The 8,738-nt window shown below is 67.5% G+C and carries 9 protein-coding genes and 2 pseudogenes; 6 read left to right on the plus strand and 5 right to left on the minus strand.

The window, feature by feature from the left end:
• Positions 1-50 precede the first annotated feature (50 nt).
• The 6 genes from coxB (at position 51) to aat (ending at position 6,479) form a co-directional block, all read left to right on the plus strand.
• On the plus strand, positions 51-1,025 hold the full coding sequence (gene coxB, locus MF610_RS08215; protein ID WP_242194741.1) for a cytochrome c oxidase subunit II: 975 nt from the start codon (positions 51-53) through the stop codon (positions 1,023-1,025).
• Positions 1,022-3,547, plus strand: coding sequence for a cbb3-type cytochrome c oxidase subunit I (locus MF610_RS08220; RefSeq protein WP_242194743.1), 2,526 nt, complete (start codon positions 1,022-1,024; stop codon positions 3,545-3,547). The genes coxB and MF610_RS08220 overlap by 4 nt, the downstream gene beginning before the upstream one ends.
• Positions 3,544-3,924, plus strand: coding sequence for a hypothetical protein (locus tag MF610_RS08225; protein WP_242194745.1), 381 nt, complete (start codon positions 3,544-3,546; stop codon positions 3,922-3,924). The genes MF610_RS08220 and MF610_RS08225 overlap by 4 nt, the downstream gene beginning before the upstream one ends.
• Positions 3,921-4,514 (plus strand): cytochrome c oxidase assembly protein, encoded by a 594-nt coding sequence (locus MF610_RS08230; protein WP_242194746.1) that lies wholly within the window; start codon positions 3,921-3,923, stop codon positions 4,512-4,514. Before MF610_RS08225 ends, MF610_RS08230 begins: the two co-directional genes overlap by 4 nt.
• Entirely contained in the window at positions 4,511-5,560 is a 1,050-nt protein-coding gene (locus MF610_RS08235; protein WP_242194749.1) for a c-type cytochrome, read from the plus strand. The genes MF610_RS08230 and MF610_RS08235 overlap by 4 nt, the downstream gene beginning before the upstream one ends.
• A gap of 172 nt (positions 5,561-5,732) precedes the next feature.
• Entirely contained in the window at positions 5,733-6,479 is a 747-nt protein-coding gene (aat, locus tag MF610_RS08240) for a leucyl/phenylalanyl-tRNA--protein transferase (protein WP_380870897.1), read from the plus strand.
• A gap of 35 nt (positions 6,480-6,514) precedes the next feature.
• Here aat and MF610_RS08245 read toward each other — a convergent pair.
• The 5 genes and pseudogenes from MF610_RS08245 to MF610_RS08265 form a co-directional block, all read right to left on the minus strand.
• Positions 6,515-6,748: pseudogene (locus MF610_RS08245) on the minus strand (DUF2155 domain-containing protein); the annotation flags it as partial.
• 215 nt (positions 6,749-6,963) lie between these two features.
• Positions 6,964-7,356, minus strand: coding sequence for an NADH:ubiquinone oxidoreductase subunit NDUFA12 (locus tag MF610_RS08250; protein WP_242194755.1), 393 nt, complete (start codon positions 7,354-7,356; stop codon positions 6,964-6,966).
• 45 nt (positions 7,357-7,401) lie between these two features.
• On the minus strand, positions 7,402-7,893 hold the full coding sequence (locus MF610_RS08255; RefSeq protein WP_242194756.1) for a DUF192 domain-containing protein: 492 nt from the start codon (positions 7,891-7,893) through the stop codon (positions 7,402-7,404).
• A gap of 4 nt (positions 7,894-7,897) precedes the next feature.
• On the minus strand, positions 7,898-8,446 hold the full coding sequence (locus tag MF610_RS08260) for a cold-shock protein (RefSeq protein ID WP_242194758.1): 549 nt from the start codon (positions 8,444-8,446) through the stop codon (positions 7,898-7,900).
• A 103-nt stretch (positions 8,447-8,549) separates the two neighbouring features.
• A pseudogene (locus MF610_RS08265) lies at positions 8,550-8,738 on the minus strand (hypothetical protein); the annotation flags it as partial.

Below are 8,738 nucleotides of genomic sequence, written 5' to 3' on the forward strand. Positions count from 1 at the left end.
TCTCGTTTCGATACCGTGCCGTATACGCCGGCACGGGGCGAAGGGGGAACATGCGCCGGATCAGGTCCAGTGTCGGGGCGGCAGCGTTGCTGTCGCTGGGGGCGTGCAATCGGCACCAGTCGGCGCTGAGCGTCTTTGGCGAAGAGGCGGCGACCGTCCGCCATCTGACCATCGTCATGCTGATCGGGGCGGTCATCATCGCCGCCGGCGTCGCCGGACTGATGATTGCCGCCGTGCGTGCACCCGAAGGACGGCTGACGCTGTCAGGCGGGATGCGCATGGTCGGTTGGCTCGGCGGGGTGTTGCCGGTGGTCGTGCTGCTCGCCCTGCTGCTTTACAGCCTGCCGTCGATGCGCCCGCTGCCGGTCGGGGCGAACGATCTGCGCATCGCGGTGCAGGGGGAGCAATTCTGGTGGCGCGTCCGCTATCAGCCGCCGGGCAGCCCGCCGCTCCTGACCGCCAATGAAATTCGCATTCCCGTCGGACGCACCGTGCAGTTCGACCTGACCGCCGGCGACGTGATCCACAGCTTCTGGATTCCCGGCCTCGCCGGCAAGATGGACATGATCCCCGGCCGGACCAACCGGCTGGTCGTCCGCGCGACGAAGGTGGGCGTTTTCCGTGGCGTCTGTACCGAATTCTGCGGCCTCAGCCATGCGCTGATGGCGTTCGACGTCGTCGCGATGGAGCCAGCGGCGTTCGACGCATGGCTGGCCAACGAGCGCCGTCCCGCCGCGCCGGCCGCCGGCACTGCTCCGGGGGCGCAGGCGTTCGCCGCGAATGGGTGTGCCGGGTGCCACGCGATCGCCGGCACGCCCGCCGCCGGGCTGATCGGCCCCGACCTGACCCATATCGGCAGCCGCGCCTCGCTGGGCGCCGGCACCACGCGGATGACCCGCGAGGCGCTGGTCCGTTTCATCAAGGACGCGCCGTCGGTGAAACCCGGCGCGCGGATGCCCGCCTATCCGCAACTGTCGCGCGAGGACGCGCAGGCGATCGCCGCCTATCTGGAAAGCCTGAAATGAGCCTCCACGCGCAAGACGATCCCGCGCTCCGCGCCGCGCAGGAAGAACGGCTGCGTGCCGTGTGGAAGGCACCGCAGGGCATCTTCCTGCGCTGGACCGACTGCAACAACAACCGTGTCGGCGCGTGGTACACGCTGACCGCGTTCGGCTTCATGCTGTTCGCGGGTGTGCTGGCGCTGATCATGCGCACCCAGCTGGCGGTGCCCGACAACGACCTCGTGTCCGCAAACAGCTTCAACCAGCTGTTCACGCTGCACGGGTCGATGATGATGTTCCTGTTCGCCGTCCCGATGTTCGAGGCGGTATCGATCATCCTGTTGCCGCAGCTGCTAGGCGCGCGCGACCTGCCCTTTCCGCGCCTGTCGGCGTTCGGATATTGGTCGTTCCTGATCGGTGGCATTTTCGTCGGCGGGTCGATCTTCTTCAACGCCGCGCCCGATGGCGGGTGGTTTATGTATCCGCCGCTCACCACCCGCACCGACCTGTCGGGGCTGGGTGCCGACATCTGGATGCTGGGGCTGAGCTTCATCGAGGTGTCGTCGGTGGCAGCGGCGGTCGAACTGATCGTCGGCGTGCTGAAGTGTCGGCCGCCGGGGATGCGGCTGAACCTGATGCCGCTCTATGCGTGGTACATCCTCGTCGTCGCGGTGATGATCCTGTTCGCCTTCCCGCCGCTGATCGCCGGCGACATCCTTTTCGAAATGGAGCGGCTGCTCAACTGGCCGTTCTTCGACGTGACGCGCGGCGGCGATCCGTTGTTGTGGCAGCACCTGTTCTGGATCTTCGGCCACCCGGAAGTCTATATCGTCTTCCTGCCCTCCATCGCGCTGTTCGCGATGATGATCCCGACCTTCGCCCAGCGACACCTGCTCGGCTATCCGTGGATCGTGCTGGCGGCGGTCGGTACTGCGTTCCTGTCGTTCGGGCTGTGGGTCCACCACATGTTCGCGACCGGCTTGCCCAAGATCAGTCTCGCCTTTTTCTCCGCCGCGTCGGAAGCGGTGGCGATCCCGACCGGGATCCAGATTTTCGCGTTCATCGCGACGCTGTGGGCCGGCAAGGTGAAGTGGTCGACACCGTTACTGTACGCCAGCGGCAGCCTCGCGATCTTCGTCATCGGCGGCCTGACCGGGGTGATGGTGGCGATCGCGCCGTTCGACTGGCAGGCGCACGATACCTATTTCGTCGTCGCGCACCTGCATTACGTGCTGATCGGCGGCACGCTGCTGCCGCTGTTCGGCGGGCTTTATTACTATTGGCCGCTGATCACGGGGAAGAAGCTGTCCGACAAGCTAGGCCGCACCGCGTTCTGGATGCTGTTCGTCGGCGCGAACTTGACCTTCTTCCCGATGCATTTCAGCGGCCTGTACGGCATGCCGCGTCGGGTGTTCACCTATCCCAGCGAACTCGGCATCGACTATCTGAACCTTGCCTCGACGATGGGTGCCTATCTCTTTGCGCTGGGCACTCTGGTCGTCTGCATCGACCTCGCACGTTCACCGTGGCGGCCGAAGGCGGTGCGCAATCCGTGGCACGCCGGCACGCTCGAATGGCTGGCGCATCCCGATGACGAGGATTGGGGCATTCGTTCGGTGCCGCTGATCGAGAGCCGCTACCCGATCTGGGACCAGAAGGATTTCGTGAAGAAGGTCGACGAGGGCCGCTTCTTCCTGCCCGATGCCGAGGAAGGCCGGCGCGAGACCATCGTGACCACCGTGCTCGATGCGCGCCCCCTCTATGTCGTGCGGTTGGGCACGCCCAGCTGGGTGCCGATGCTGACCGCGATTGCATTGGGCAGCGTGTTCATCCTCACCACCTATCACCTCTATTGGTGGTCGCTGGCCGGTGCGGTCGCGACGTTGGGTTTCGTCCTCTACTGGCTGTGGACCGGTACGGCCGAAATTCCGGAAAAGCCGTCCAAGCCGATCGGCCACGGCATCGAACTGCCGCTATATGTCTCGGGGTCGGCCGCGCCGGGCTGGTGGGCGATGTTCATCACGATGATGGCCGACGCCACCGCCTTTTCGGGCCTCGTCTTCGGCTATTATTTCTTCTGGACGGTGCATCCCGAATTTCCGCCGTCGGGCCCCGGCATGGACGGTCCCGGCACCTTCTGGCCGATGGTGTCGCTGGGCGTCGCGTTGCTCAGCTGGGGCGCGACGGTCGGCGCGCGGGGCACGAACCGGCGCGGTGGCGTGGGCGTCGCACGGGCATTGCTGGTGGTCGGCATCGTCGCCAGCCTCGCCGGCATCTGGACCGGGTTGCAGGGGCCGCTGACCACCGGGCTCGACCCCGAACTGCACAGCTATCCCGCGATCGTATGGACGCTGGTGATCTGGACCACGGCGCATGCCGGGGTCGGCGCGATCATGCAGGCGTACGCGTTGGCACGCAGCATCGCCGGGCGGATGACGCCGACCCACGACGCCGACATTCGCAACATCACCGTCTACCAGCACTTCATGGCGCTGACCGCCATCGTCACCTATGCGACGATCGGCCTGTTCCCGGGGGTCGCATGAAGCGCGGGTTTCACGGCATGGTGGCCCGGCTGAAGGTCACGCTCTGGTCGCTGATCGTCCCGCCGACCGTCTGGGCGGTGCATTTCCTGTTCTCGTACCTGTGGGCCGCGATCCACTGCGCGAAGGTCGGCGGGTTTCCGCGTCTGCCGATCCTCTACGCGGTCGGCACGGTCGCGGCGCTGGCGATCATCCTAGCCGCCGGGATCGTCGCGCACCTCCAGTCGCGCGTGCCGGGCGACCCGGCCCCGCACGAGGAAAGCACCGACAGCGACCGCATCCGCTTCCTCGCATTTTCAACCGTACTGCTGGCGGCATTGAGCTTCGTCGGGGTGGTGTTTACTGCTGCCCCCGTGCTGTTCCTGACGGATTGCCGATGAGGCGCTGGAGCCTGATCGCCGGGCTGGTGCTGCTGCCCGGCGGGTGGCTGGCGGCTGGGCAGGCGGGGATGGTCGGGCATATGGCCGGGCACATGATCGCGGTCGCGGTCGCCGCGCCGCTGCTCGCCTTCGCCCTGACCGATACCCGCTTCGACCCGGCGCGCCGCTGGCCGCTGGTCGTGACCCCGCTCGCCATGTCGCTGGTCGAGCTGGCGACGGTATGGGGCTGGCACCTGCCGGCGCTACGGATACTGGCCGACCGCCATGTCGGGGCGATGATCGTCGAACAGGCAATGTTCCTGGCCGCGGGGTGGCTGCTCTGGGCGGCAGTGCTGGGCACCGGACCCGACCGGCGCGCGGCGGGGGTCGGTGCGCTGCTGCTGACGTCGATGCACATGACCCTGCTCGGCGCACTGATCGGCCTTGCGCCGCGGCCGCTCTATCCGGCGATGGCGCATGGGATGCACGATGCACTGGCCGATCAGCAGCTCGGCGGGGTCGTCATGCTGATGGTCGGTGCCGCCAGCTATTTCCTCGGCGGCCTCGCGCTGCTCGCCACCCTCCTCAGGCAACCGGAGCCGACGCCATGACCATCCGCCTTACGTGGAAGCGCGTGGTCGTGACCCTGATCGGCATCTTTGCGCTGGGCATGGCCTATGCGTGGTCGGGGCTGTTCAACGTCGCTGCATCGTCGGGGCATTGGGCGATCACCGACTGGTTCCTGCACTGGGTGATGCGCAATTCGGTGCAGACGCGCGCCGCCTTCACGACGCCGAAGGAAGCCAGCGACGATAGCGGGCTGGTCAGCGCGGCGGGCTATTACGCGTCGTCCTGCGCATCGTGCCACGGCGCGCCGGGCGTGCGCCCGCTGCCGCTGATGCAGGCGGCGACGCCCCCTGCCCCCGACCTGTCTAAGAACGCGAAAGAGTGGACCGACCGCCAGCTCTACTGGATTCTCGAACATGGCGTGAAGTTCAGCGGCATGCCCGCCTGGGGCGCGAAGGACCGACCCGACGAAGTGAAGCGGATGGTCGCCTTCGTTCGCCGTCTGCCGACGATGAGCCCCCAGGAATATCGCGTGCTGGCGGGCAGCAACGCGCTGGGTGTCGGCGCGGCCAACGGGCGGTTCGACAGCTGTGCCGGCTGTCACGGTACCGATGGATTGGGCCGCGGACAGGGCGACATCCCGATCCTCGCCGGGCAAAACCCCGCCTACCTCGCCGCCGCGCTCGAAGCCTATGCGACCGGCAAGCGCCAGAGCGCGGTGATGGGCAACGCCGCCGCGCAGTTGACGGCACAGGAGCGCGTCGCACTGGCGCAGCGTTTCGCCGCGATGCCCGGCATCGCACCGGGCCGGGGCGGCGCGGGCGATGCCGCCGCGCGGCAGATCGTCGAGCGCGGCCTGCCGGACAAGGAACTTCCCGCCTGCCGCAGCTGCCACGATGCTGCCGGGGCGAAGCGTTTTCCGGTGATCGACGGCCAGCGCGCGGTCTATATCGCCGAGCGGCTGCGCCATTGGCGCGGCGAGAAGGAAGTGGTCGACGCGCGCAAGGATCAGGCGACGATGCCGGTCATCGCCCGCCGCATCCCGGAGGACATGATCGAGCCGGTCGCCCGCTATCTGGCGGGGGAGTGAGCGGCGATTAGTTGGCCTGATCGGTTTTTTTGATTCGGGACCACTCTTCGTCACCCCGGGTCAAGCCCGGGGTGACGAAATAGGTTATCGGTCCGAGCACTTCAGTAAGGCCCGAACCGGTAGTGCGCGGGAACGACGACGATGGTTCAGTCCGACCGGAAACCGCTCTAGGATGCGTCCGATGGCTGCCGATTTCGACCTCGACCCGCAGACGCTGCTACAGGCCTATGCCAGCGGCATCTTTCCGATGGCCGACGACCGCGACGCACCCGGCGTCTACTGGGTCGAACCCAAGCTGCGCGGGGTGCTGCCGCTGGACGGGTTCCATCTGTCGCGATCGCTGCGCAAGCTGGTCGCCTCCGATCGCTACCGCGTGACCGCCGACTTCGCGTTCGAGGATATCATCGCGCTGTGCGCCGAAAGCGCGACCGACCGGCCGGACACATGGATCAACGCCACGATCGAACGCGCCTTCCTGCGCCTGTACGAAATGGGGTTCGCGCACTCGGTAGAGGTGTGGGACGGCGACCGGCTTGCCGGTGGCCTCTACGGCCTTGCGCTCGGGCAGGCGTTCTTCGGCGAATCGATGGTCAGCCGCGCGCCCAGCGCATCGAAGGTCGCGTTGGCATGGCTGGTTGCACGGTTGCGGCTCGGCGGGTTCCAGCTGCTCGATTGTCAGTTCCAGACCGACCATCTGGCGTCGATGGGCGCGGTGGAAATCCCGCGCAAGGCCTATTCGGCGCTGTTGTCTGGGGCGCTGGGGCTCGATTCGGCGGCGGCCGGGCTGGCCTCGGCCGATTTCGGTGCGCTCGACCGCCGGGTTCCGCTGGCCGCCGGTGCCGCGCCTGCCCCGGCCGATACCGTGTCCGGCCCGGTGTCGGGGAAGGACATCGTGCAGCTCTTGGGCCAGACGTCGTAGATCGGGTGCAGCACGACGTTCAGCGCCGGGCGTTCCTTGAACAACCAGCCTGAAAAGGCGCGGCGCCATTTGCTGTCGGTGCCGCGTACGTCCATCTGCACGAACGCACCGGTATATTGCTCCTGCTCCCACGGCGCGGTGCGTTCGCACGCACGCAGGCGCACGATCACGTCGCCGACGCGGGTCGCCTGTCCGGGCTTCAGCGTCAGGTCGCGGGTTTCGCCGTTGCGCTTGTTCAGCAGGCCGACGACCGCGACCCGCTCGGCCATCGGCGTGGCGCCGGCGAGCAACCGGCTGTCGAGCCCGGCATCGACGCTGACGACCTCAGGACCACCGGCACGCGGACGCGCCGATTCGGGTACCGCGATTTCCGCGCGCGGGCTGGCCGGCGCCGCCTGTCGCGACTGCCAGCTGCTCCAGCCGAACCAGCCGCCGACCGCCAGCAGGACCGCGATCGCCAGCCCGGCCAGCCAGCGGCGCGGGTTCACGCGTCGGGGCTCCACGCCTCGTAATCGCCGGTGGCGCGTACGCGGGCGCCGCCCTTGTCGAGCACGCCCGGCGGGCGATAGGCGAGCGCGGTGCCGGTCTGGTTCGCGATCGGCGGCTGCTGCCACTGACGCACGGGCGGCAGCGACTGGTCGGGCGTGCCCTCGATCTGGTGGTGCAGCCAGCTGAACCATTCGGGCGGTACGCGGCTGGCGTCGTTCGACCCGGCATAGATCACCCAGCGGCGCGGGTTGCCCGCGGTGTCGCGACCGCCCTGATAATAGGCGTTGCCGAGGTCGTCGGTGCCGACCTGCGTCTTGCCGCGCAAGCCGAGCCAGGTGCCGAAGGTGGCACCGTTCCACCAGGTGAAGACGTTCGCGAGGATACCCATGCGCGTTCGCTTAGCGTCCCCGTGCGCCTGCGACAATGGGGCGGATCATTTCCACGTCACCTTGTCGCCCGCCGCGATGCCGAGTTCCGCGGAGCGCCCCCCGGCCAGTTCGAGCACGGCGGCGATCGGTTCGCCCGAATCCACCTTCGCTTCGGAAAACGGCACGGCATTTTCGCCGATCGTCGCGATCGTGCCGTCCTGACGGATGAAGATGATATCGAGCGAATTGGGCGTGTTGCGCATCCAGAAGCTGGCCGCGCGCGGCGGACCGCCATCGGGGGGATAGGGTGCGAACAACATGCCGGCGTCGGGGTTGAGCGGCGGGCGGTACATCAGCCCCTGCTGCTGCTGCGCCTCGGTCGCGGCGACCTCCGCCTTGAACACATGCGACTGGCCGGCGGCAGTCGTCACGGTCACCGGTTTCACCTGCATGCCATGTTCCGACAGCGATTCGTTGCCACCCGCTTCGCCCTTGCACGCTCCAAGCGCCGCCAGCAGCGCGATCGCCGCCAGCCCTGAACATCGCCCTATCTTCACGCGTCTACTCGCCCGTTTCGACCAGGATGGCCAACGGCCCCTTCTGCCCCTCGACGATGCGCGCGACAAGCCGTTGCTCGGGATCGACGTCCTCGATCCCCCCGCGGCGCAGCGTTTCCATATGGACGAACACGTCGCCCGGCTGGCTGTCACGAACCAGAAAGCCGTATCCTTTCAGGCGGTTGAACCATTTGACCGATACCGGTTCGAACGGCCCTGCCTGATCCGCCAATGCCAGACGGTCGGGCCGGTCGGCGACGCGGCGGACCGGTTCGATCGCATTCGACAGGTCGATCTCGGTGATCTCCACCGCCTGATGCCCGCGCGTCCGGCGGGCGACGTTGCAATGGATGACGGCACCTTCGGGCAAGGTTCGGCGGCCATGCGCCTCAAGTACCGAAAAATGCACCAGAACATCGCCGATGCTGTCATCGTCGGTCACCGCGAAGCCAAAGCCGCGGGTGACGTCGAACCATTTGATGACGCCGCGTACCGCGGGCTTTACCTGTTCTCCCGCCGACGACAGATCATGCCCCGCCAGCGGCGTGTCCACGCAATCATCGGCAATCGTTCGCGCTTCCAGACGCATTGTTGCGTGCTCCCCCTGGGGCACACTCTAACACGATGTTTCGCGAACGCGACGATTTCTTTACGGATCACTCGGCCAGTATCAGGTCGTCCGGCTCGCCGGGATCCAGCGACAGGATGCGCCGTGCCAGCGACGGGGCGTGACCGGCGCGCACCATCGCCGCGATCTGCTTCTCGCGCCGTTCGCGCTCGACCGGTTCGGAGGCGAGACGGCGGAAATGCCGCCCCCACCGCTGCCGGCGGTGCGGCGCTCGCCG

The sequence above is a fragment of the Sphingomonas hankookensis genome (genome assembly GCF_022664465.1).
GTDB classification, from domain to species: domain Bacteria; phylum Pseudomonadota; class Alphaproteobacteria; order Sphingomonadales; family Sphingomonadaceae; genus Sphingomonas; species Sphingomonas hankookensis.

What these genes read in the sequence shown, in the direction of transcription:
- MF610_RS08250 (WP_242194755.1), bottom strand. Translation starts at nt 7,356, where the DNA reads ATGGGTATCCTCGCGAACGTCTTCACCTGGTGGAACGGTGCCACCTTC.
- aat (WP_380870897.1), top strand. Translation starts at nt 5,733, where the DNA reads ATGCGTCCGATGGCTGCCGATTTCGACCTCGACCCGCAGACGCTGCTA.
- MF610_RS08235 (WP_242194749.1), top strand. Translation starts at nt 4,511, where the DNA reads ATGACCATCCGCCTTACGTGGAAGCGCGTGGTCGTGACCCTGATCGGC.
- coxB (WP_242194741.1), top strand. Translation starts at nt 51, where the DNA reads ATGCGCCGGATCAGGTCCAGTGTCGGGGCGGCAGCGTTGCTGTCGCTG.
- MF610_RS08230 (WP_242194746.1), top strand. Translation starts at nt 3,921, where the DNA reads ATGAGGCGCTGGAGCCTGATCGCCGGGCTGGTGCTGCTGCCCGGCGGG.
- MF610_RS08225 (WP_242194745.1), top strand. Translation starts at nt 3,544, where the DNA reads ATGAAGCGCGGGTTTCACGGCATGGTGGCCCGGCTGAAGGTCACGCTC.
- MF610_RS08220 (WP_242194743.1), top strand. Translation starts at nt 1,022, where the DNA reads ATGAGCCTCCACGCGCAAGACGATCCCGCGCTCCGCGCCGCGCAGGAA.